Origin of the sequence: Lysobacter sp. Root916 (assembly GCF_001429785.1) — a bacterium.
In the GTDB taxonomy this organism is placed as follows: domain Bacteria; phylum Pseudomonadota; class Gammaproteobacteria; order Xanthomonadales; family Xanthomonadaceae; genus Lysobacter.
Window position 1 is genome coordinate 18,927 of sequence record NZ_LMJF01000001.1, and the last position, 23,645, is coordinate 42,571.

Genomic DNA, 23,645 nt, shown 5'->3' on the forward strand with positions numbered 1-23,645 from the left:
CGCCGCTGCGATTGTCGCCGCGCCCTACGGCGCCCGCACCGATTCCATCGATACGCTGGGCAGATAACGCGGCGCTATGCGCGCGCGCGTGAGCTGCTCGAAGGCGTAACCGTAGCCGAGCAGCTTGGCCTCGCTCCATTTCGGTCCCAGAAAGGCCAGGCCCACCGGCAGGCCGCGGACGTCGCCCATCGGAACGGTCAGGCTGGGGTAGCCCGCGACCGCGGCCGCGCCGTAACCGGCGCCGCCGAAATGGTCGCCGTTGATCGGATCGACCAGGAACGCCGGGCCGGTCGTCGGCGCGACCAGGGCGTCGAACTGGTGGCGTTTTAGCGTGGCGTCGATGCCTTGAGGGCCGGCCAGCCGTCGCGCTTTCGCCGCGGCCTGGCGATAAGCCGCATCGCTGAGCGGGCCCATCTTGGCGGCGCTTTCGAACAGTTCCTGGCCGAACAACGGCATCTCCTGCTCGGCGTGCGCGCGGTTATAGGCGATCAGCTCGTCCAGCGTGCGCACCGGCGCCTGGCTGTCGCGCAGATAGCGCTCCAGGCCGTCCTTGAACTCGTACAGCAGCACCTGGTACTCGGCCTCGTCCCACTGCCCGGCGGTGGGGATCTCGACTTCGATCACGGTGGCGCCGGCCTTGCGCAGGCTTGCGATCGCGCGCTCCAGCGCGGCGTTGAGCTCGGGTTGATAGCGTACGCCGGAGTTGTGCAGGAAACCGATGCGCGCGCCTTGCAAGGCGCCCGGATCGAGTGCGGCGCCGTAGTCGGCGAGGCGGTGCCCGTCGGCGCGGCGCGCGGCTTCGTCGCCGCCGGCGTCGGCCGCGGCCAGCGCGCTCAGCAGACGCGCCGCATCGGCGACGCTGCGCGCCATCGGGCCGGCGGTGTCCTGGCTGGCCGAGATCGGGATGATGCCGCTGCGGCTGATCAGGCCCACGGTCGGCTTCAGGCCGACCAGGCCGTTCATGGCCGAGGGGCACAGGATGCTGCCGTCGGTTTCGGTGCCCACGCCGACCGCGGCCAGGCTGGACGCGATCGCCACGCCGCTGCCGCTGCTGGAGCCGCAAGCCGTGCGATCCAATGCATAGGGATTGCGGGTGAGCAGGCCGCGCCCGCTCCAACCCGAGCTCGAACGGCTGGAACGGAAGTTGGCCCATTCGCTGAGGTTGGTCTTGCCCAGGATCACCGCGCCGGCGGCGCGCAACGCGGCGACCAGCGGCGCGTCGGTCTTGGGCTTGTGCGCGGCCAGCGCCAGCGATCCGGCCGAGTTGGCCATCGGCGTGGCATCGATGTTGTCCTTCAACAGCACCGGAATCCCGTGCAGCGGGCCGCGGAGTGTGCCGGCCTTGCGCTCGGCGTCGAGGCGATCGGCTTCGAGCAAGGCATCGGGATTGAGTTCGATCACCGCATTGAGCAGCGGGCCGTCGTCGTCGAGCGCGGCGATGCGGTCGAGGTAGGCCTGGGTCAGCTGGACGCTGCTAAGGCGGCCGTCGCGCAGGCGGGCGGCGAGATCGTCGAGCGTGGCTTCGACGACGCGGTGCGGGTCGGACAGCGCGTCGACCCGCGACGTGGCCGCCGAGGGTTCGCGCTTGGGCGCGGCGTCGTCGCTGCCGCGAGGGGCGCTCGCGCAGGCGGCCAGGGTCAATGCGAGTGCGAGCGCGGACAGTCGCGGCACAAACGGCGTGGAGTGCATCGGGCTAGCCCCCTTTCGGACGGCTACGAGTATGCACGAGCGCCTCTGCGGCGCTACGCAGCCGCCTCAGTGGCGGCGTTTGAACAGGTCGCGGCCCAGCACCCAGACCACGATCAGATTGATCACCAGCACCGCGACCGCGACCCAGCCCGGGTGCTTGAACAAGGCGTAGAGATCGAAGGGCAGATAGGCGGCGGCGCCGATGCAGCCCAGCCACGAGGCCCAGGCCTTGGCGCGCCACAGGCCCCAGGCTTCGATCACGTGCAGCACGCCGTAGGCCAGCACCGCGAGCGCGGCCAGGTGCACCGAGTGCGGGCTGATCGCGTCGGCGAACTTGGCCAGTCCGCCGTGCTCGGGATTGAGGTGGAAGCGCGTGATCAGTTCGTGGATCCAGCGCTGCAGCGGCGCCGGACCCAGCAGTTCCAGCCCGCTCGCGGCGAGCAGGCCCAGCAGGCCCTTGGCCGCTTCGACCAGCGCGATCACATGCAGGCCCGGGTGGGCCTGCGGTCGTGGATCGTAGTGAGCCTCGTCGCTCACGCGATGCGCTTGCGTGCGCCGGCTTGGATCGCGATCAGGCCGCGCGCGAGGCGCGCTTGCGATCGCTTTCGCTGAGGAACTTCTTGCGCAGGCGGATTTCCTTCGGGGTGACTTCGACCAGCTCGTCGTCCTCGATGAAGTCCAGCGCCTGCTCCAGCGTGTACTTGATCGCCGGGGTCAGCTTGATCGCGTCGTCCTTGCCCGAAGCGCGCATGTTGGTCAGCGGCTTGGGCTTGATCGCGTTGACGGTCAGGTCGTTGTCCTTGGAGTGGATACCGACCAGCTGGCCTTCGTACACCTGATCGCCTTCGGCGGCGAACAGGCGGCCGCGCTCTTCCAGCGGGCCCAGCGAGTAGGCCGGGGTGGTGCCGGCGGCATTGGCGATCATCACGCCGTTGATGCGCTTGGCGATCGCGCCGGTTTCCTTCGGACCGTAATGGTCGAACACGTGGAACAGCAGGCCCGAGCCTTGGGTGAGGGTGCGGAACTCGTTCTGGAAACCGATCAGGCCACGCGCCGGGATCATGTAGTCCAGACGCACGCGGCCCTTGCCGTCGGATTCCATATTCTTGAGCTGGGCCTTGCGGGTGCCCAACTTCTCCATCACGCCGCCCTGGTGCTGCTCTTCGATGTCGACCACGAGCTGCTCGACCGGCTCCATCAGCTGGCCGTCGATTTCCTTGATGATCACTTCCGGGCGCGACACCGCCAGCTCGAAGCCTTCGCGGCGCATGTTCTCGATCAGCACCGACAGGTGCAGCTCGCCGCGGCCGGAGACCAGGAACTTGTCGGGGTCGGAACCTTCCTCGACCTTCAGCGCGACGTTATGCAGGGTCTCGCGCTCGAGGCGCTCGCGCAGCTGGCGGCTGGTCAGGAACTTGCCGCCGCTGAGTTCCTTGTGACCGGCGAACGGCGAATTGTTGACCTGGAAGGTCATGCTGATCGTCGGTTCGTCGACGGTCAGGGCGGGCAGGGCTTCCGGGGTATCCAGGGCGCAGACGGTGTCGGAGATCGACAGGTCGGCGACGCCGGAGATGGCGACGATGTCGCCGGCCTCGGCTTCCTCGGCCTCGATGCGCTCCAGGCCCATGAAGCCCAGCACCTGCAGGACCTTGCCCTGACGCTTCTTGCCTTCGCGGTCGACCACGCTGACCGGCATGTTGCGGCGGACCTTGCCGCGCTGGATGCGGCCGATGCCGATCAGGCCGACGAAGTTGCTGTAGTCCAGCTGGCTGATGCGCATCTGGAACGGGCCGTCCAGGTCGACCTGCGGCGGCGCCACGTGCTTCATGATCGCTTCGTACAGCGGGGTCATGTCGCCGTCGCGCGCGGAGTCGTCCAGGCTGGCGTAGCCGTGCAGCGCCGAGGCGTACACGATCGGGAAATCGAGCTGCTCGTTGGTGGCGCCGAGCTTGTCGAACAGGTCGAACACCTGGTCGATCACCCAGTCCGGACGCGCGCCGGGGCGGTCGATCTTGTTGACCACCACGATCGGCTTGAAGCCCATCGCGAAGGCCTTCTGGGTCACGAAGCGGGTCTGCGGCATCGGGCCGTCCATCGCGTCGACCAGGATCAGCACCGAGTCCACCATCGACAGCACGCGCTCGACCTCGCCGCCGAAGTCGGCGTGTCCCGGGGTGTCGACGATGTTGATGCGGTTGCCCTGCCAGGTGATGGCGGTGTTCTTGGCCAGGATCGTGATGCCACGTTCCTTTTCCTGGTCGTTGCTGTCCATCGCGCGTTCGGCCAGCACCGTACGTTCCGACAGGGTGCCCGATTGCTTCAACAGGCAGTCGACGAGGGTGGTCTTGCCATGGTCGACGTGGGCGACGATGGCGATATTGCGGAGGTTTTGGATGGACATGCGGAGAGCGCCCTGGGTGTAGAGCGTGGAGGCCTGGAGAGAAGCCGATCATTATACCTGTCAAATGCGACGGCTGCCCGTTCAGCTGAACGGGGTGGGGTATCCTTGTGGATTGGCCCGGCCGTCGCCATGTCGGCGGCAGGTTTCCGGACCCGAACACCCCCTCCATCCACTCCCAGGAGACGGCTATGAGCCTGACCGCCACTTTCGACACCGACCGCGGCCCGATCCGCATCGAGCTCGCCGCCGACAAGGCCCCGCTCACCGTCGCCAACTTCGTCAACCTGGCCCAGCGCGGCTTCTACGACGGCCTGAACTTCCACCGCGTGATCGCCGACTTCATGGTCCAGGGCGGCTGCCCGCTGGGCACCGGCACCGGCGGCCCCGGCTACCGCTTCGAGGACGAGACCCGCAACGGCCTGCCTCACGAGCGCGGCGTGCTGTCCATGGCCAACGCCGGCCCGGGCACCAACGGCAGCCAGTTCTTCATCACCCACATCCCCTGCGCCTGGCTGGACGGCAAGCACACCGTGTTCGGCAAGGTCGTCGAAGGCCTGGACGTGGTCGACGCGATCAAGCAGGGCGACAAGATCAAGTCGGTGAAGATCGACGGCGACGCCGCTGGCGCGCTGGCGGCCAAGGCCGACCGCGTCGCCGAGTGGAACAAGATCCTGTCGCCCTGAGCGGATCCTGAGCTAACCGGCCCCGCGGTCCGAGCGACCGCGGCGGCCGCGCCGGCCGCCCCTGCGGCGCGCCGGCCTCCTGTGGGAGCGGCGTAAGCCGCGATTCGACCGGCCCCGTGGCTGCGAATCGCGGCTTACGCCGCTCCCACAGCATTTGCGGCGGGAGGCGGTCCCGTGCGGTCCCGACGGGGCCTGTTTGCCGAGCCCACGCGGTGCGCGTGCGGATCCGGCCCGTACCCGCGCCGACGCCGCGGACGCGGGTTTCGCGGTTCGCGCCGGCCGGCGCCGGGATGCCGCTGTGCTACCATTTTGCGGCTCGATTCCGGTGGTTCCGGACGCATTCGGACACCGTACGCAGCGCGTTCGCTCGCACACCTCCCCGCATCCGTCGTACACCACCCCACGAGGTTTCACGATGCCCCAGCTTGCCCGGCGCATCGGTCGCGCCAAGCCCAGCGCGATCATGCAAGTTGCCGAAAAGGCCAAGCGGCTCAAGTCCGAAGGCCGCGACATCATCAGCTTCTCCATCGGCGTCCCCAACTTCCTGCCCGGCGAGCACGTCTACGCCGCGGTGCGCGAGGCGCTGAGCAAGGACAGCGGCCAGTACGGCAGCAACCGCGGCGCCGACGTGCTGCTCGATGCCTTCCTCGAACACATCGGCAAGATCGGTCTGACCGGCTACGGCCGCGTCAACGTGGCCACCGGCATCGGCGCCAAGCACGTGATCTACAACATCGCCGAGGCGCTGTTGGACGAAGGCGACACCATCGTCTTCCCGACCCCGTACTGGACCAGCTATCTCGACATCGCCGAGATCGTCAACGCCAAGATCGACCTGCTGCCGTGCCCGGCCGAGCAGGACTACAAGCTCACGCCCGCGCAGCTCGACGCCGCGCTGGCGCGCAAGCCCAAGGTGTTCCTGTTCAACAATCCGTCCAACCCGACCGGCATGGTCTACGGCAAGGACGAGATCGATGCGCTGGCCGATGTGCTGGTGAAGTATCCGGACACCTGGATCATCACCGACGACATCTACAACCGCATGGTGTTCGACGGCCTGGGCTATCACAACTTCGTGCACGCGCGCCCCGAGCTGCGCGACCGGGTGATCTTCCTGGACTCGCTGTCCAAGACCTACGGCATGCCGGGTTGGCGCGTGGGCTTCATGGCCGGTCCGGAGTCGGTGGCGCAGGCCCTGGCCACGATGAACTCCAACCACATCACCAACATCCCGGAGATGGTCACCGCGGCCGCGGTCGCCGCGCTGAACGGTCCGCAGGACATCCCGACCCAGAAGTGCGCCGAGTTCCAGGCCAAGCGCGATCAGGTCATGGCGGTGATGGATGCGATTCCGGGCGTGATCTGCCCGCGTCCGCAGGGTGCGTTCTACGTGTTCCCGGACATCAGCGTCGCCTACGGCAAAACCCATGCGCCTAGCGGCCAGAAGATCGGCAACGACATGGACTTTTGCAACGTGCTGCTGGAAACCAAGGGCGTGGCCTGCGTGCCGGGCTCGGCCTTCGGCGAACCGCGCGCGTTGCGCATCAGCTACACCTGTCCGACGCCGCAGCTGGCGCCGGGTCTGCAGCGCTTCCAGGAGTTCTTCGCCGAACTCGTCTGAGTCCGGCGCGGAACCGTCAGCGGCGATCGGAGAAGGAATCTCGACATGCGCGTGGTCACCGTCCTGTGGATCGCCGGCGCGCTCGCGCTCGGCGTGGTCGGTTACAAGGCGCTCGGCGGCGACGTCGGCGCGATGCTCGGCATGGGGCCGGAACAACTGCACCCGGACGACCCGCGCCAGCTCACCGGCGACACCAAGATCGTGATGCTGGCGGCGGAATGGTGCGGCTACTGCCGCAAGCAGCAACAAGATTTCGAGCAGGCGAACGTGCGGTATCGCGTGCTCGACGTCGACACACCGGAAGGCGAGCGCGCGGCGCGCGCGCTCGGCTCGCGCGGCGTGCCGGTGACCGTGATCGGGCAGAACGTGATCCACGGTTACCAGACCGACGCGCTCAAGGAAAAACTGACCCCTCTGGGTTACTCCATCTACTGAAGCGGGCCCGCCCGCACCTCACTCCAGCGTAAGGAACCACCCCCATGAAGAATCCCGTCCGCGTTGCCGTCACCGGTGCTGCCGGCCAGATCGGCTACTCGCTGCTGTTCCGCATCGCCTCCGGCGAAATGCTGGGCAAGGACCAGCCCGTGATCCTGCAGTTGCTGGAGCTGCCGCTGGACAAGGCCCAGGCCGCGCTCAAGGGCGTGATGATGGAGCTGGAGGACTGCGCGTTCCCGCTGCTGGCCGGCATGGTCGGCACCGACGACGCCGAGGTCGCGTTCAAGGACGCCGACATCGCCCTGCTGGTCGGCGCGCGTCCGCGCGGCCCGGGCATGGAGCGCAAGGACCTGCTGCTGGAGAACGCCAAGATCTTCACCGCCCAGGGCGCCGCGCTGAACAAGGTCGCTTCGCGCAACGTCAAGGTGCTGGTGGTCGGCAATCCGGCCAACACCAACGCCTACATCGCCATGAAGTCGGCGCCGGATCTGCCGGCCAAGAACTTCACCGCCATGCTGCGCCTGGACCACAACCGCGCGCTGAGCCAGCTCGCCGCCAAGGCCGGCGTCGCCGTGGGCGACATCGAGAACCTGATCGTGTGGGGCAACCACAGCCCGACCATGTACCCGGACTACCGCTTCGCCACCGTCAACGGCCAGTCGCTGAAGGACAAGATCAACGACGCCGACTGGAACGCCAACACCTTCATCCCGCAGGTCGGCAAGCGCGGCGCCGCGATCATCGAGGCGCGCGGTCTGTCCTCGGCCGCCTCGGCCGCCAACGCCGCCATCGACCACATCCGCGACTGGGTGCTGGGCAGCAACGGCAAGTGGGTCACCATGGGCGTGCCCTCGGACGGCAGCTACGGCATCCCGGAGACGGTGATGTACGGCGTGCCGGTGATCACCGCCAACGGCGAGTACACCCGCGTCGAGGGCCTGGAAGTCGACGCCTTCAGCCGCGCCGCGATGGACAAGACCCTGGCCGAGCTCGAGGAAGAGCGCGCAGGCGTCGCCCACCTGCTGGGCTGATCCGCCGCGTCATCACTGCGAAACGAACGGGGCGGCTTCGGCCGCCCTGTTTTTTTGTGCGGCGCAAAGTCCGTCCGCGCGCACGCCGTGTAGGATCGGTCTGCGCCGCGCCGGCGCGCCGAACCACGCCACGATGGATCAGGGCCCGTACCTGCTGATCGCCGACGACCACCCGATGTTCCGGGCGGCGCTGCGGCATGCCTTGGTCGAGATCGCGCCCGGCGCGCGAATCAGCGAAGTCGCCAGCCGCAGCGCCCTGGAAACCGCGGTCGCCGACGGCACGCCCTACGACCTGGCGATGCTGGACCTGACCATGCCCGGCGCGATGGGCTTCTCCTCGCTGGTCTACCTGCGCGGCGAGCGGCCCGAGCTGCCGGTGTTGATCGTCTCCTCCGACGACCATCCGCGCACGATCCGGCGCGCCCAACAGTTCGGCGCCGCCGGTTTCGTGCCCAAGTCGGCGCCGGCCGAGGCCTTGGGCGAGGCGGTGACCGCGGTGCTCGCCGGTGGCCTGTGGTTTCCGCCGCAGCAGGCCGAACGCAACGAGGCCGACGCGCAACTCGCGCAGCGCCTGGCCCAGCTCACGCCGCAGCAGTTGCGCGTGCTGATGCGCATGGCCGACGGTCTGCTCAACAAGCAGATCGCGCACGAACTGTCGCTGGCCGAGAACACGGTCAAGATCCACGTCACCGCCGTGCTGCGCAAACTCGGCTGCCACTCGCGCACGCAGGCGGCGGTGCTGGTGAAGGCGCTGGCGCTGGACGGTGAAGGCGCGGGTGAGGACGATGCTGGCGGCTGATCGGAACGTCTAGAAGCAAATCCCCCTCAGTCCCCCTTTTTCAAAGGGGGAGGTCCGACACGCGGCGACGCAGGCCGCTGGTCTTCCCCTTCAGCAAAGGGGGAGGTCCGACACGCGGCGGCGAAGGCCGCTGGTCTTCCCCTTCAGCAAAGGGGGAGGTCCGACACGCGGCGGCGAAGGCCGCTGGTTTCCTCCTTCAGCAAAGGGGGAGGTTCTACACCCAGCGACGAAGGCCGCTGGTCTTCCCCCTCCAGCAAAGGGGCGGTTCTGCACCCAGCGACGCAGGCCGCTGGTCTTCCCCCTTTGAAAAAGGGGGACTGAGGGGGATTTGCTCTTGCTCTTCCCTCACCCCAACGCGCGCATCATCAGCGCGCGCAAGGCCGCCGGCCGCAGCGGCTTGGGCAGGAAGCTCCAGCCCAGTTCCTCCGCGCGCTGGCGCAACGATGCGTCGATGTCGGCCGACATCAGGATCACCGGCGGCAGGCCCTGCCAGGCGCGCTGCAGGCGCGGCGCCAGGGCCAAGCCGGTGTCTTCGCCCAGGCGATAGTCGAGCAGCAGCAGGTCCGGCATCGGCGATATCCGCGCCTGCATCTCCGCATCGGCGGCCGAGCCGGCCGCCGTGGTCGCGCAGCCCCAGTCGGCGAGCAGGCGGGTGGCGGCGTCGCGCGAGGCCGCATCGTCGTCGATCACCCAGACCCGGCGCCCGCTGAGGGGCGCCTCGTCCGTGGACGTCGCATCGATTTTCGCGGCGATCAACGCGGCGCCGTCGCCGTACGGCAGCTCCACCGAGAACACGCTGCCGCGCCCTGGCCAGGAGCGCACCCGCACCGGATGCTCGAGCAGCAGCGCGATCCGGCGCACGATCGCCAGGCCCAGGCCGGCGCCGCGCGCGGGCGCGTCGATGCCGCTGTCCAGGCGCTGGAACTCCTCGAAGATGGCCTCGAGCTTGTGCTCGGGGATGCCGGTGCCGCTGTCCCAGACCTCCACCCGCACGCCGCCGGCGGTGCGGCGCGCGCCGAGCACGACGCGGCCGCCGCGTGGGGTGAACTGCAGCGCGTTGGACACGAAGTTCTGCACGATCCGGCGCAGCAAGGCTTCATCGCTGTCGACGACGGCGCGGCTGGCGATCACGTGCAGGCGCAGCCCGCGCGCCTGCGCCAGGATCCGGAACGGCCCCTCGATGGCCGCGAACAAGCGCGCCAGCGGGAACGCGCCGCGGCGTACCTGCAGCGCGCCCGACTCCAGGCGCGCGATATCCAGCAGGCTGGCCAGGATGTCGTCCTGCGCCGACAGCGCGGCGTCGATGTGCTCGACCAGTTCCACGCCTTCGCCGTCGACGCGCCGGCGCAGCGAGGACAAGTACATGCGCGCTGCGTTCAAGGGCTGCAGCAGGTCGTGCACGGCGGCGGCGACGAAGCGGGTCTTGGAACGGTTGGCGCGCTCGGCCTCGCCCTTGGCCTCGCGCAGGTCGCCGGTGCGTTCCTCGATGCGCCGCTCCAGGCTGTCGGCGAGGGTGCGTAGGTCGCGCGCGGCCTGCTTGTAGGCGGTGATGTCGGCATAGCTGGTGACGAAGCCGCCGTCGGGCATGGGATTGCCGCGGATCTCGATCACGGTGCCGTCGCCGCGCTCGCGTTCGTGCAGATAAGGCTGGGCGCGTTGCAGGTGGTCGAGGCGGCGCTTGATCGCCTCTTCCGGATCGTCGCCGAGCAGGCCGCGGCGCGCGTTGTAACGGATCAGGTCCTCGATCGGGCGCCCGACCTGGAGCAGCTCCGGCGGGTAGCGGAACAGTTCGGCGTAGCGCTGGTTCCAGGCCACCAAGCGCAGCTGCGCGTCGACCACGCTCACGCCCTGCGGCAAGTGCTCCAGGCTCTGGCCTTCGCCGGTGCTGGCGCGGTGCGCGGCCTGGACCACGCCGTCCTGGGCGGTGCGCAGCGCCTGCGCGTGCTGCTCGACCATCTGCTCCAGTTCCTGGCGGCTGCGCAGGCGCAGGCGCGCGATGCGGTGGCGCTGCCACAGCAGCAGCGCCAGCGACACCAACAGCAGCCAGGCGCCGGCGGCCATCGCGCGCGCGACCCAGGCCGCGCGCACGCTGGGGCCGGTGTCGCGCAGCAGGTGCAGGGTCCAGCCTTCGCGCGCCAGGCGCAGCGATTGCCAGACCAGATCGCGACGGCCGCCGAACTCGCGCACGCGCACCACGCGCGCGTCGACGTCCAGCGTGCGCTGCTGCGCGATCGAGACCGGTCGCAGCGATTGGCCGCGGTACTGCTGGGTGCGTTGCAACTGCGCGCGCTGCGCTGGCTGCAGCGGCGCGAGCATGCGGTAGCGCCACTCCGGGCGGCCGGTCAGGAACACGATGCCGTTGGCGTCGCTGAGCAGTATCAGATCGCCGCGCTCGCTCCAGTCGGACTGGATGTCGTCCAGCACCACCTTCACCGCCACCGCGCCGATCGCGCGGCCCTGCGGATCGCGCACCGCGCGCGCGATGAAATGGCCCGGGCGCTGGGTGGTCACGCCGATCGCGTAGAACTCGCCGCTGCCGCGCGCCATCGCCTGCTGGAAGTAGGGGCGGAACGCGTAGGAGTGACCGACGTTGCTGCTGGGCAGGGTCCAATTGCTGGCAGCGATGCCGATGCCGTTGCGGTCGATCAGGGTCAGGGTGCTGGTGCGATTGGCGAAGTTGAGCTGGACCAAGCGTTCGTTGGCGCGCTGGCGCTGGACCTGGTCCTGCGGGTCCAGCAGGGTCGCTTTGAGCTGCGGATCCAGCGACAGCACCGCCGGCATGATGCGATAGCGATCGATGTGCTGTTCCAGCGCCTGCGCGCGCGGCACCAGCACGGCGCGCGCTTCGCTGGCCTGGGCCTGCAGCGCCCGCGCATAGGCGATGCGCCCGGCGATCAGCATCGACAGCAGCATGCCGGCCAGGATCAGGGCGATCCACAGCACGGTGTGCAACTGGCGGCGACGCGGGATCACGGTCGGGGTCGGTGGGTGGCGGGCCTAGGCCAAGACTAGCGGCTCTGCGCGCGGCGCGCCCAGGCCTGGCGCCTAGAAATTGACCTGCGCGCGCAGTTCCAGCACGCGTGGGTCCGCCGCCAGCGCGCCGCGCTCGGCGGCCACGCGCACGTAGTTGGCCTGGAACTTGAAATGCGTGCTGAGATACCAGTTCAGGCCCAAGGTGAGATTGCGCTGATGACCGCCGGCGATGCCGGCATGGTCGAGGTCGAGTTCGCCGTAGCGCAGCAGCGCCTCGACCGCGCCGTAAGCGTGCGCGGGTTTGACGTTGCCGACGTTGCCGGCCGCATAAGGCCGGGTCTCGCCGGTGAGCACCCAGCTGCCGGTGACGTAATAGCCATTCGCGGTGTAATCCTCCAGGCCGTTCTCGCGTTGCGCGGTGGCGCGCAGGACCTCGGCCTGCACCGACAGCGGGCCCTCGATCCACAAGGCCTCGAAGCCGTTGCGCACGATGCGGTCGACCTCGCGCAGGCTGCCGCTGTCGACCAGACGCACCGCGGTCAGGCCGGCCTCGGGCCGCGCGCGGAAACGCGCCGACGGGCCGAACCACGTGCCGCGACCGTCGCGGTAGCCGTGCGGGTTCTCGACCGAGCCCGACAGCGCCAGATGGATCACCTGGTCCTTGTCCTTGACCGGCGTCCAGATCGCGCGCGCCGCGGCGGTGGTGCCGGGGTTGTCGCCTTGCAGGTCGGTGCCGAAGAAGTACGCCGCGCTGAGACCGTAGCGCGCGCGGTCCAGGGACCATTCCACGCCGGTGCGGCGGCCTTCGTAGATCGCCTGCGAGGCCGCCGAGGCTTCCAGCATGCTGCCCGCGCGCGAGGCGGCGGTGCTTTCCATGCTGACCGGGGTCTTGAAGTAGCCGATGCGGATCTTGCCGTAGTCGCGATCGAACAGGGCGCGCGTTTCCACTCGCAGGGCCACGTCCAGCCAGAGCTTGGACTGGAAATCCATGACCGCGGTGAAGTCGTACACGTCCTTCTTCTTGACCACGATGCCGAACTCCTTGCGCCGGTTGGTGTGCGCGTCCTCCAGCGTGGTCGCGGCGGTGCCGTAGCCGTCGTCGCTGGAGAAATCGTCGAGGTCCCAGGCGTAGTTGAGGGTGCCGGAAATCTCGGTGCCGTCGGCGAGGGCGAACTTGGTTGGCCAGTCGTCGCCGGCGTGGGCGGCGGTGGCGGCGGACAGGGCGAAGGCGAACAGACAGGCGCGACGGGGCAGGGGGGGCATGGTCGGTCTCTCCGGTACGCGACGCGCAGGCGCGCGCCGCCGACGGGCGTGGGGGCGCCCGGAGCTTGCGGGTGGGGACGGAGCGCGCGCGGGGGTACCCGCGCGCAGGGGGTCAGCGGGTACGCATCAGCCGCTGGTTTCGGACACGCGCGGCGCGCGTTCCAGTGCCAGCTCGGCGTCGAGATCGGCGACGCTGGGCGGATTGAGCAGTTCGTGCTGCAGGCGGTCGCGGTCGAGCTCGTTCTCCCAGCGCGCGACCACGATGGTGGCCACGCCGTTGCCGATGATGTTGGTCAGGGCGCGCGCTTCGCTCATGAAGCGGTCGATGCCCAGGATCAGCGCCAGCCCGGCCACCGGCACCGACGGCACCACGGTCAGGGTCGCGGCCAGGGTGATGAAGCCGGCGCCAGTCACGCCCGAGGCACCCTTGGAGGTCAGCATCGCCACCGCCAGCAGGGTCAGTTCCTGGGTCAGGGTGAGCTCGACGTTGAGCGCCTGGGCGACGAAGATCGCGGCCATGGTCAGGTAGATGTTGGTGCCGTCGAGATTGAAGGAATAACCGCTGGGCACGACCAGCCCGACCACCGGCTTGGAGCAGCCCAGGCGTTCGAGCTTGCGCATCAGCGGCACCAGCGCCGACTCCGAGGATGAGGTGCCCAGCACCAGCAGCAGTTCGTCGCGGATGTAGCGGATGAAGCGCAGGATGCTGAAGCCGGTGAGACGCGCGATCAGGCCCAGTACGACCAGCACGAACAGCGCGCAGGTCAGATAGAAGCTGCCCATCAGCTTGAGCAGCGGGCCCAGCGATTCGATGCCGAACTTGCCGATGGTGAAGGCCATCGCCGCGCCGGCACCGATCGGGGCCAGCTTCATGATCATGCTCATGATGCCGAAGAAGGCCTTCGACAGCGTCTCGAACAGGTCCATGACCTTCTCGCCGGCCTTGCCCATGTGCAGCAGGGCGAAGCCGAACAGCACCGCCAGCAGCAGCACCTGCAACAGACTGCCTTCGCCGGTGAAGGCGTCGGTGAAGGTCTTGGGGATGATGTGGAGCAGGAAATCGACCGTGCTTTGCTCCTCGGCCTTATGCGCGTAGCCGATCGCCTCGGCGACCTTCTTGGGATCGAGGTCGGCGACGTTGACGTTGAAACCGGCGCCGGGCTTGAGCGTATTGACCACGACCAGGCCGATCACCAGGGCGAAGGTCGATACGACCTCGAAATACAAAATCGCCTTCGCGCCGACGCGCCCCACCTTCTTGACGTCGGCCACGCCGGCGATGCCCAGCACCACGGTCAGGAAGATGATCGGCGCGATCAGCATCTTGATCAGGCCGATGAAACCATCGCCAAGCGGCTTGAGCTTGACGCCGAAATCCGGGAAAAAGTGGCCGACGGCGCCGCCCAGCACGATCGCGCCGAGCACCCAGAGATAGAAACGCGAGCCGGGAGATTTCATGGGGTCAGTTCCGAGGCGTGAGGGGGTTCAGTCGCGGTCGATGTGCGAGGTCTTGCGGGTGTCGGGCATCAGCGCGTAGACCAGCAGCGAGCAGAAGATGCAGGCGCTGACGTACCAGAAGAAGCCGCTTTCCATGCCCAGTTGCTTGAACTTGATCGCGATCGGTTCGGCGGTGCCGCCGAACAGGGCCACGGTGAGCGCGTAGGGCAGGCCCACGCCGAGCGCGCGGATCTCCACCGGGAACAGCTCGGCCTTCACCACCGCGTTGATCGCGGTGTAGCCGCTGACCGCGCTGAGCAGGATCATGATCAGCCAGAACGCCTCCATCGGCGTCTGCGCATCCTGAATCAGATGCATCACCGGCACCGTCAATACCGTGCCCAGCACGCCGAACGCGATCAGCAGCGGGCGCCGGCCGATCCGGTCCGAGAGCGCGCCCACCAGCGGCTGCATCAGCATGTAGACGAACAGGCTGCCGGCGTTGATCAGCGACGCGGTCTCCTTGTCGAAGCCGGCGCTGAGGGTGAGGTACTTCAGCATGTAGTTGGTGTAGGTGTAGAACGCCAGCGTGCCGCCCATGGTCAGGCCGATCACGGTCAGCACCGCGCGCGGGTGGCGCATCAGGGTGCGCAGCGAGCCTTCGCGCGGCTTGGCGGCCTCGTTGTTCTGCAGCTTGGTGAAGGACTCGGTCTCCATCATGTTGCGGCGCAGGTACAGCGCGATGATCGCGGCCAGCGCGCCGATCGCGAACGGGATGCGCCAGCCCCAAGCCTTGAGCTGGGCCTCGTCGAGCACGAACTGCTGCAGCACGATCAGCACCAGCAGGGCTAGCAGCTGGCCCATGATCAGGGTCACGTACAGAAAACTGGACCAGAAGCCGCGGTTCTCGCGCGTGGCCATCTCGCTCAGGTAGGTCGCCGAGCTGCCGTACTCGCCACCCACGCTCAGGCCCTGCAGCAGGCGAGCGAACACCAGCAGGATCGGCGCGAGCACGCCGATGGTCTCGTAGCCCGGGGTGAAGGTGATGATCAGCGAGCCGCCGCACATCAGCAGCACCGACAGCATCAGCGCCGCCTTACGACCGTGGCGGTCGGCGTAGCGGCCGAACACCCAGCCGCCCAGCGGCCGCATCAGGAAGCCCACCGCGAAGATCGCCGCGGTATTCAGGGCCTGCGACAAACTGTCGCCCGCTGGGAAGAAGGTCTTGGCGAAATACAACGAGAAGGCGGTGTAGACGTACCAGTCGTAGTACTCGACCAAGTTGCCGATCGAACCGCTGAAGATCGACTTCAAACGCTGCCCGGCGCCGATGGGCGCGGCCTGGGGGAGGGCGGAGGCGGGGCTGTTGGCGCTCAAGGACGGCTCCTGCGGTTACGGCGGCGGGACGGACGGACCCATCGCGACGCCGGGGACGATGGTGGACGCGGGCGCGCGGGCGGCCAATAGCACCTTAAGGCTAGCCGGAAAGGCTTAGGGGGCGCGGGGCTGGCGTGTGTGACCCCGGAGCGCCTAGCCCAACCGCCCCCGATGGCCGTAGGGCGCGGTGAGCGAACGCGAACCGCACCATCGCGCCATTCCGAGCCCCCGCGACGGTTCGATTGTCACCGCACCCTACGGGCGGGCCGGCGCCTAGACCAAGGTCGTAACGCGCCCTTGCACGCCCTGGTCTAGCCTGCCGTGAGATCCGGACCGTAGAGGCGCCGCATGAGCTACGAGGAGTTCTACCGTCGTTCGATCGAGCAGCCCGAGGCCTTCTGGGCCGAACAGGCGCGCGCGATCCATTGGCACAAGCCGCCCGAACGCATCCTCGACTACGACCGGCCGCCGTTCCGGCGCTGGTTCGTCGGCGGCGAAACCAATCTTTGCTACAACGCGCTCGACCGGCACCTGGAGGCCCGCGGCGATCAGCTGGCGCTGGTCGCGATTTCCAGCGAAACCGGGCAGACCCGCGAGCTCAGCTATCGCGAGCTGCACCGCGAGGTCAACGCCTTCGCCGCGGTGCTGAAGTCCCTGGACGTGGTCCGCGGCGACCGGGTGGTGATCTACATGCCGAACATGGCCGAGGCGGTGTTCGCGATGCTGGCCTGCGCGCGCATCGGCGCGGTGCACTCGGTGGTGTTCGGCGGCTTCGCCGCGCACAACCTGGCCCTGCGCATCGACGACGCCACGCCCAAGCTGTTGATCTGCGCCGACGCCGGCATGCGCGGCGGCAAGGTGATCCCCTACAAGCCGCTGGTCGATGCCGCCTGCGCCGAAGCCGCCTCGCCGCCGCCGCGGGTGCTGGTGGTGAATCGCGGGCTGGATCCCGCGCTGCGGCTGATCGCCGGACGCGACCTCGACTACGCCGAGCTGCGCGCGCGCCACGCCGACGCGACCGTCGCTGTGGAATGGCTGGAATCCAACGAACCCAGCTACCTGCTCTACACCTCCGGCACCACCGGCAAGCCCAAGGGCGTGCAGCGCGACGTCGGCGGCTATGCGGTCGCGCTGGCCCTGTCGATGTGGTCGATCTACGACGTGCGCGCCGGCCAGGTCATGTTTTCGACCTCGGACGTAGGCTGGGCGGTGGGGCATTCCTACAACGTCTACGGGCCGCTGATCGCGGGCGCGACCTCGGTGCTGTACGAGGGCCTGCCTACCCACCCCGACCCCGGCATCTGGTGGCGCATCTGCGAGCAGTACGGCGTGCGCACCATGTTCTCCTCGCCGACCGGCATCCGCGTGCTCAAGAAGCAGGATGCGGCCTGGTTGAAGGCGCACGACCTGTCGCGCCTGCACTGGCTGTTCCTGGCCGGCGAGCCGCTGGACGAGCCGACCGCGCACTGGATCACCGACGGCATCGGCAAGCCCATCATCGACAACTACTGGCAGACCGAGACCGGCTGGCCGGTGCTGGCGCTGATGCCGGGCCTGGACATGCGGCCGATCAAGTTCGGCTCGCCCGGCCTGCCCACGCCGGGCTACCGCCTGCGCGTGATCGACGAGGCCACGGGCCGCGATGTCGGCGCCAACGAGAAGGGCGTGCTGGTGATCGTGCCGCCGCTGCCGCCGGGCTGCATGAGCACGGTCTGGAACGACGACGCGCGCTTCCTGTCCAGCTACTTCGGCCATTTCAAGGAGCTGCTGTACAGCTCGCTGGATTGGGCGATCCGAGACGACGACGGCTACACCTTCATCCTCGGTCGCACCGACGACGTGATCAACGTCGCCGGGCACCGCCTGGGCACGCGCGAGATCGAGGAGTCCGTGGCCTCGCATCCGGCCGTGGCCGAGGCGGCGGTGGTCGGCGTGCACGACGAGCTCAAGGGCCAGGTGCCGGTGGTGTTCGCCACCCTCAAGCAGGCCGGCGATCAGGACCCCGCGCGCGCCGCGGCCGGCATGCGCCAGTGCGTGGTCGATCAACTCGGTGCGGTGGCGCGGCCGGCGCGGGTGTACGTGGTCGCGGCCCTGCCCAAGACGCGTTCGGGCAAGCTGCTGCGGCGTTCGATCCAGGCCTTGGCGGAAAGCCGCGACCCTGGCGATCTGTCGACCCTGGACGATCCGGCAGCGCTGGACGAGGTACAACGCGCATTGGCACGCGGCGAGGACGCTTGAGGCGCACCGCGGCATCGCGTTTGGGTAAAACGGGCCGATCGCATCCGCCGCGCCCCGCGTTTGACGCCGCCTTGCTGCGCGCTCCGCTACCATGAGCCCTTCACTGCCACCGAACGCGGCCGACACGATGGAACACGACGAGGGCGGTAACGACGATCGCAACCCGGACCAGGCCGGCTGGGACGCGATCGATCGCGCGCTGGCGCCGTTGTACGGCGAGCAGGAACCGCGCCACTACGGCACCTTGATCAAACACGCGCTGGGCGGCCCGGATCCGCTGGACGGCATCAGCGCCTACAAGCGCGAGCAGCCGGTGCCGCACTGGCACTTCGTCAGCTACGGCCTGTCCGAGTTGTACGCCAAGGAATCCGAGGATCCCGAGCGCAGCGGTTGGGGCTTCGAGCTGACCTTCCGCCTGCGCGACGACAGCGATGCGAGCGAGCCCCCGGTGTGGGCGCTGAACTTCCTGCAGAACCTCGCGCGCTACGTCGTCGGCAGCGGCAACGCCTTCGCCGACGGCCACTACCTCAACGCCAATGGACCGATCGCGGCGGACAGCGATACCCGCATCCGCTCGGTGGCGTTCGTGCGCGATCCCGAGCTGGGCGAGATCGACAGCCCGCACGGAAAGCTCGAGTTCCTGCAGGTGGTCGGTCTGACCAATGAGGAGGAACTCGCGCTCAAGCGCTGGTCGACGCGCAAGGTGCTGCAGGCGTTCGAGCCGCACATGCCGCTGTGGATCACCGATCTGGAGCGCGACTCGCTGATGCAGGAATCGGAGATCGCCGCCGAGATCGCCGCCGGCACCGCCAGCGAGGGTTCCGATACCGGCTTCGTGTTCGTCGACGGCCTGTCCTGGCAGCAACAGGCGCGGCGCTGGCGCAAGCCGCTGACCACGGTGGTGCTGGGCGCGCGCCAGGTCGGCGAGTTGCTGGCGCTGCTGCCGCTGCGGCTGCCGTTCGCCAAGCCGTTCGCGCTGATCGGCGCGGAGTGCCGGATCGAGTTCGAGCAAGCCCGGCGCAACGCCGCCACGGCCGACGGGGCGGACCTGCGCCTGAGCCTGACCGCCGACACCCTGCGCGAGCTGGTCGCGAACCTGCAGGCGCGCGAGGGCCAGTACCCCCTGCGCAGTTTCGACCTGCTGTCCTTCCTGGTGCGCAAGACCCAGATCAAGGACGCCGACGGCCGGGTGGTCCAGACCATAGGCTGAACGCCTGGCGTGGCCGTAACGGCCGGACTCGGCGTGGTCGGCCGGGGCGGAGGGTGCCGGCCGGCTCGGACGGCTGGGGTAAAATGGCCGGATCGCCCCTGAGTCCCGGGGCCGATCACAACGGAGCCAGCATGAGCCATCCTTCCGCCGGCGCGCAGTTCCGCGCCGCTCTAGCCGCCGAATCGCCCTTGCAGGTGATGGGCGCGATCACCGCCTATGCCGGCCTGATGGCCAAGCGCACCGGTTACAAGGCGCTGTACCTGTCCGGCGGCGGCGTCGCCGCCAATTCGCTGGGCGTGCCCGATCTGGGCATCAGCACCATGGAAGACGTGCTCACCGACGCGCGCCGCATCGTCGACGCCACTGGCCTGCCGCTGCTGGTCGACATCGACACCGGCTGGGGCGGCGCCTTCAACATCGGCCGCACCATCCGTTCCTTCATCAACGTCGGCGTCGCCGCCGTGCACATGGAAGACCAGGTCGGCCAGAAGCGCTGCGGCCACCGTCCGGGCAAGGAAGTGGTGAGCAAGCAGGAAATGGTCGACCGGGTGAAGTCCGCGGTCGACGCGCGCACCGACGAGCAGTTCGTGATCATGGCGCGTACCGACGCGGCCGCGGTCGAGGGCATCGACTCGGCGATCGAGCGCGCGGTGGCCTACGTCGAGGCCGGCGCCGACATGATCTTCCCCGAGGCCATGAACACGCTCGAGGACTACCGCCGCTTCAAGGCCGCGGTGAAGGTGCCGATCCTGGCCAACCTGACCGAATTCGGCTCCACCCCGTTCTTCACCACCGACGAGCTGCGCGACGCCGGCGTCGATATCGCCCTGTACTGCTGCGGCGCCTATCGCGCCATGAACAAGGCCGCGCTGCATTTCTACGAGACCGTGCGCCGCGAAGGCACGCAGAAGAACATCGTCGACACCCTGCAGACGCGCGCGCAGCTGTACGACTTCCTCAACTATCACGCTTACGAAGACAAGCTCGACCAGCTCTTCGCGCAAGACAAATAACAAGGAATTCCGATGAGCGACAACGCCACCCAAGTTCTGCCCAAGGCCAAGAAGTCGGTCGCCCTCAGCGGCACCGCGGCCGGCAATACCGCCCTGTGCACGGTCGGCCGCAGCGGCAACGATCTGCATTACCGCGGCTACGACATCCACGACCTGGCGACCCAGTCGACCTTCGAGGAAGTCGCGCACCTGCTGGTCCACGGCGCGCTGCCGACCGCCTCCCAGCTCAAGGCCTACAAGCTCAAGCTCAAGCGTCTGCGCGGCCTGCCCGCGATCGTGACCGAGGCGCTGGAGCTGGTGCCGGCCAACGCCCACCCGATGGACGTGATGCGCACCGGCTGCTCGGTGCTGGGCACGGTGCTGCCCGAGCGCGAAGGCCACCCGGCCAGCGAGGCGCGCGACATCGCCGACCGCCTGATCGCCAGTTTCGGCTCGATGCTGTTGTACTGGTGGCACTTCACCCGCAACGGCCGCCGCATCGACTGCGAGACCGACGACGACAGCGTCGCCGCGCATTTCCTGCACTTGCTGCACGGCGAGGAGCCCAGCGCGCTGCACGCCGACTCGCTGGACAAATCGCTGATCCTGTACGCCGAGCACGAGTTCAACGCCTCGACCTTCACCGCGCGCGTGATCGCCGGCACCGGTTCGGACCTGCATTCGTGCATCACCGGCGCGATCGGCGCGCTGCGCGGTCCCAAGCACGGCGGCGCCAACGAAGTCGCGATGGACATCATCTCGCGCTACTCCAGCGCCGACGAAGCCGAGGCCGACATCCGCGCCCGGGTCGAACGCAAGGAAATCGTGATCGGCTTCGGCCACCCGGTGTACACCATCGGCGACCCGCGCAATCCCATCATCAAGGAGCTGTCGCGCGCGCTGTGCAAGGACGGCGGCAACCAGGTTCTGTTCGACGTCAGCGAGCGCATCGAGACGCTGATGTGGGACCTGAAGAAGATGTTCCCGAACCTGGATTGGTACTCGGCGTCGGCCTATCACATGATGGGCATCCCGACCCCGATGTTCACCCCGCTGTTCGTGATCGCGCGCACCACCGGCTGGGCCGCGCACGTGATCGAGCAGCGCGAGGACGGCAAGATCATCCGCCCCAGCGCCAATTACACCGGCCCGGAAGACCGCGCCTACGTGCCGATCGAACAGCGCTGACCCGCGCCGGCGTTCGCGCCGCGCCCGCAGGACCCGACAGGCCGCGCCACTGCGCGGCCTGTTTTTTTGTGCCTCGTTCTTTGGTCTAACGACGCTGGAAGCGCGAACGGCGCATGGCATAGTCGGCCGGCGCGCTCGCAAAGCGCGAACGGGATCGCATCGCGGGCGCATCGATAGGCGTAGCGTCGGCCCTGCGGCCGGCCGCTATGCCGGCCATGCCGATGCGTGCCGGAGGGGGCCATGCGCGACCAGGACATCTTGAACAAGACGGAAGCGGGGCGCGACGAAATCGAGCACCGCACGCGCAAGCTGCCGACCGTCCTGCGCTCCTTGTTGCTGTTGGTCGACGGGCAGCGCGATGTGGCGCAGCTGCGTGCGGTGGCGGCGGGTCTGCATGGGCCGTCGGACGCGCTGGATCAATTGGTCGCCCTGGGGTTGATCGGCATCGGCGCGCAGGCGCCGGCGGCGGCCAGGCCGACGCTGGCGGCCGCGAACGTGCCGAACCCGGCCGGCGCCCCTGGTACGGAGGCTGCGCAACGGCTGGCCATGGCCGATACCGCGAATCGTTACGGCGTGCTGTACGCCATGATGTCCGACGCGGTGCGCGAACAATTGGGTCTGCGCGGTTACTTCCTGCAGCTCAAGATCGAACGTTCCACCGATCTGGCTGAGCTTGCGAAATTGTTGCCGGACCTGCGCGCGGCGGTGACCAAGGCGCGCGATGCGGCCTGGGCGGACGAGCTGGACCGACGTCTACGCGCGGCGGCGCAGCTGTAGCGACGCGGTAGCCGGGTGGCCTTTATCGCCACGCTCCACAAGCGAGCTGTGGGATGTGGCGCGCCATGGGCGGGTCGCGTCGTCGCGCAGCTCCGGGCTCTGCGTCTTCGCTTCTTTGGCTCCCTCCTTTGGAAAAGGACGAAGTCGCGCGGCTTACGAGCCGCAGGTTCGTGCGTGGCTGAACGCCAGGAGGTTCTTGCTCCTAGCTCCCTCCTTTATCAAAGGAGGGTTGGGGAGGATTTGCTGTTGCTTCGCTTTCGTCTTTTCTGACCGAAGGTCAAGCAGCTTCCGCTGCTGCGCATGCGTGTCACTTTCTCTTGCTCCTAGCTCCCTCCTTTATCAAAGGAGGGTTGGGGAGGATTTGCTTTTGCTTTTGCTGTCGCCTCTTCTGACCGAAGGTCAACGGCTTCCGCCTGCTGCGCATGCGGGTCACTTTCTCTTGCTAGCCCAAGAGTCCGCCTGGATTCCCTTCGGTCAAAAGTAACCAAAGAGAAGGGCTAGCGTGACCAACCCTCCCCTGCGAGTTCGAGGCTTTCGCCGGGATTTTTCGAATGGACCGTCCTGCGCGCCGCCCTACGGGTCTACGACTGGTCGTGTAAGTGCGGTGCCTTTGGATTTCAATGCCGCGGCAACGGCAACGGCAACGGCAACGGCAATCGCAGCTCCGTGAAAGGCGGCATTCGTAGGATGTGGTGAGCCGAAGGCGAACCGCATCGTCGCGCGGCTTCGGGGTTCCGCGATAGCGCGGTTGCCGCCGCGCACGAATCTTCGTCGCGATGCGCGCAACGCAAGCTGCGCGCATCGCCGCTCGCCTCTTAGGCCAAACCTTCCGCCTGCAACGCCGCGTGTACGCCCGCATCGGCTTCCATCCGCTGCTTGAACGCAGCCAGATTATTCAAGCCGCTGAGGTCGATCTTCTGCCCGTCGGCCCAACGCAGGGTGATGTACAGGTACGGATCGGCGTAGCTGCGGAAACCGGCCAGCCACTGCTTGCCTTCGAGCTGACGGTCGGCGGCTTCGTACAGCGCGCGCAGGCGCTTGTGCGCGGCGTCCTTGAGCGCGGGCTGGTCGCTGGCGTCTTCGGAGAAACGCGTGGGCGCGAACAGCGGCAGGAAGGCCGGGTGCAGGTCGGAGTTCACGAACGCGAGCCAACGCGCCGCGGTCGCGCGCTGCTGGATGCTGCCGTCGCCGGCGAGCTGCGCGTCCGGATAGCTGTCGGCGATGTAGCCCATGATCGCGGCGTTCTGGGTCAGCACGAAATCGCCGTCCTCGATCGCGGGCACGGCGCCGGCCGGATTGATCGCCAGGAACGCGGGCGCCTTCATCGCGTCGCGCGTCATCACCTGTACCTCGAAAGGCTGCCCGGTCCACTGCAAGGCGATGTGGTCGGCGGTCGAACACGCGCCGGGCTTGGTGTAGAGCTTCATGGGCGGACTCCTTGGGGCGAGGAAAGCGACCAGAGTAAAGAGGAGCGAGTGAAAAGCGCTACTTCCTCTTGCCGTTGCTTCGCCGTCGCCGGTCCGCCGCCGCG

18 protein-coding genes are annotated in these 23,645 nt (G+C 68.2%); 10 read left to right on the top strand and 8 right to left on the bottom strand.

Annotated features, from left to right (window positions below; translation table 11 throughout):
* Positions 1-24: 24 nt before the first annotated feature.
* From ASE35_RS00160 to typA, 3 genes are all read right to left on the bottom strand, one after another.
* Positions 25-1,689: an amidase gene (locus tag ASE35_RS00160; RefSeq protein ID WP_082611043.1), complete on the bottom strand. Its 1,665-nt coding sequence runs from the start codon at positions 1,687-1,689 to the stop codon at positions 25-27.
* 66 nt (positions 1,690-1,755) lie between these two features.
* A complete protein-coding gene (locus tag ASE35_RS00165) occupies positions 1,756-2,226 on the bottom strand; it encodes a DUF2127 domain-containing protein (RefSeq protein WP_056172365.1) in 471 nt (156 codons plus the stop codon).
* A 34-nt stretch (positions 2,227-2,260) separates the two neighbouring features.
* Positions 2,261-4,090, bottom strand: a complete 1,830-nt coding sequence (gene typA, locus ASE35_RS00170; protein WP_056172367.1) for a translational GTPase TypA — start codon at positions 4,088-4,090, stop codon at positions 2,261-2,263.
* Positions 4,091-4,278: 188 nt separating this feature from the next.
* On the opposite strand from typA, the gene ASE35_RS00175 reads away from it, so the two are divergent.
* The 5 genes from ASE35_RS00175 to ASE35_RS00195 all read left to right on the top strand — a co-directional run bounded on the left by ASE35_RS00175 (position 4,279) and on the right by ASE35_RS00195 (position 8,659).
* Positions 4,279-4,773, top strand: coding sequence for a peptidylprolyl isomerase (locus tag ASE35_RS00175; protein WP_056172370.1), 495 nt, complete (start codon positions 4,279-4,281; stop codon positions 4,771-4,773).
* Positions 4,774-5,188: 415 nt separating this feature from the next.
* A complete protein-coding gene (locus tag ASE35_RS00180) occupies positions 5,189-6,394 on the top strand; it encodes an aminotransferase class I/II-fold pyridoxal phosphate-dependent enzyme (protein ID WP_056172373.1) in 1,206 nt (401 codons plus the stop codon).
* 45 nt (positions 6,395-6,439) lie between these two features.
* On the top strand, positions 6,440-6,829 hold the full coding sequence (locus ASE35_RS00185) for a glutaredoxin domain-containing protein (protein ID WP_056172376.1): 390 nt from the start codon (positions 6,440-6,442) through the stop codon (positions 6,827-6,829).
* A 44-nt stretch (positions 6,830-6,873) separates the two neighbouring features.
* Entirely contained in the window at positions 6,874-7,860 is a 987-nt protein-coding gene (locus ASE35_RS00190) for a malate dehydrogenase (protein ID WP_056172379.1), read from the top strand.
* Between the two features lie 133 nt (positions 7,861-7,993).
* The gene (locus tag ASE35_RS00195; protein WP_056172382.1) at positions 7,994-8,659 is read left to right on the top strand and encodes a response regulator transcription factor; all 666 of its coding nucleotides are present in this window, start codon (positions 7,994-7,996) and stop codon (positions 8,657-8,659) included.
* A 345-nt stretch (positions 8,660-9,004) separates the two neighbouring features.
* On the opposite strand, the gene ASE35_RS00200 is transcribed toward ASE35_RS00195, so the two are convergent.
* The 4 genes from ASE35_RS00200 to ASE35_RS00215 form a co-directional block, all read right to left on the bottom strand.
* The gene (locus ASE35_RS00200; RefSeq protein WP_082611155.1) at positions 9,005-11,572 is read right to left on the bottom strand and encodes a hybrid sensor histidine kinase/response regulator; all 2,568 of its coding nucleotides are present in this window, start codon (positions 11,570-11,572) and stop codon (positions 9,005-9,007) included.
* Positions 11,573-11,704: 132 nt separating this feature from the next.
* Positions 11,705-12,895: a porin gene (locus tag ASE35_RS00205; protein WP_057162618.1), complete on the bottom strand. Its 1,191-nt coding sequence runs from the start codon at positions 12,893-12,895 to the stop codon at positions 11,705-11,707.
* A gap of 126 nt (positions 12,896-13,021) precedes the next feature.
* The gene (locus ASE35_RS00210; RefSeq protein ID WP_056172390.1) at positions 13,022-14,353 is read right to left on the bottom strand and encodes a dicarboxylate/amino acid:cation symporter; all 1,332 of its coding nucleotides are present in this window, start codon (positions 14,351-14,353) and stop codon (positions 13,022-13,024) included.
* 27 nt (positions 14,354-14,380) lie between these two features.
* A complete protein-coding gene (locus ASE35_RS00215; RefSeq protein ID WP_057162619.1) occupies positions 14,381-15,709 on the bottom strand; it encodes an MFS transporter in 1,329 nt (442 codons plus the stop codon).
* Positions 15,710-16,057: 348 nt separating this feature from the next.
* Between ASE35_RS00215 and prpE the strand changes: the two genes are divergently transcribed.
* The 5 genes from prpE (at position 16,058) to ASE35_RS00240 (ending at position 22,114) form a co-directional block, all read left to right on the top strand.
* Positions 16,058-17,947, top strand: a complete 1,890-nt coding sequence (prpE, locus tag ASE35_RS00220; RefSeq protein ID WP_057159997.1) for a propionate--CoA ligase — start codon at positions 16,058-16,060, stop codon at positions 17,945-17,947.
* Between the two features lie 91 nt (positions 17,948-18,038).
* Entirely contained in the window at positions 18,039-19,157 is a 1,119-nt protein-coding gene (locus ASE35_RS00225) for a suppressor of fused domain protein (RefSeq protein WP_235569971.1), read from the top strand.
* Positions 19,158-19,288: 131 nt separating this feature from the next.
* On the top strand, positions 19,289-20,170 hold the full coding sequence (prpB, locus tag ASE35_RS00230) for a methylisocitrate lyase (protein WP_056172401.1): 882 nt from the start codon (positions 19,289-19,291) through the stop codon (positions 20,168-20,170).
* 12 nt (positions 20,171-20,182) lie between these two features.
* Positions 20,183-21,337, top strand: a complete 1,155-nt coding sequence (gene prpC, locus ASE35_RS00235) for a 2-methylcitrate synthase (RefSeq protein ID WP_056172405.1) — start codon at positions 20,183-20,185, stop codon at positions 21,335-21,337.
* 240 nt (positions 21,338-21,577) lie between these two features.
* Entirely contained in the window at positions 21,578-22,114 is a 537-nt protein-coding gene (locus ASE35_RS00240; RefSeq protein WP_056172407.1) for a hypothetical protein, read from the top strand.
* Positions 22,115-22,929: 815 nt separating this feature from the next.
* On the opposite strand, the gene ASE35_RS00245 is transcribed toward ASE35_RS00240, so the two are convergent.
* Positions 22,930-23,541 (bottom strand): glutathione S-transferase N-terminal domain-containing protein, encoded by a 612-nt coding sequence (locus ASE35_RS00245; protein WP_057160000.1) that lies wholly within the window; start codon positions 23,539-23,541, stop codon positions 22,930-22,932.
* Positions 23,542-23,645 lie beyond the last annotated feature (104 nt).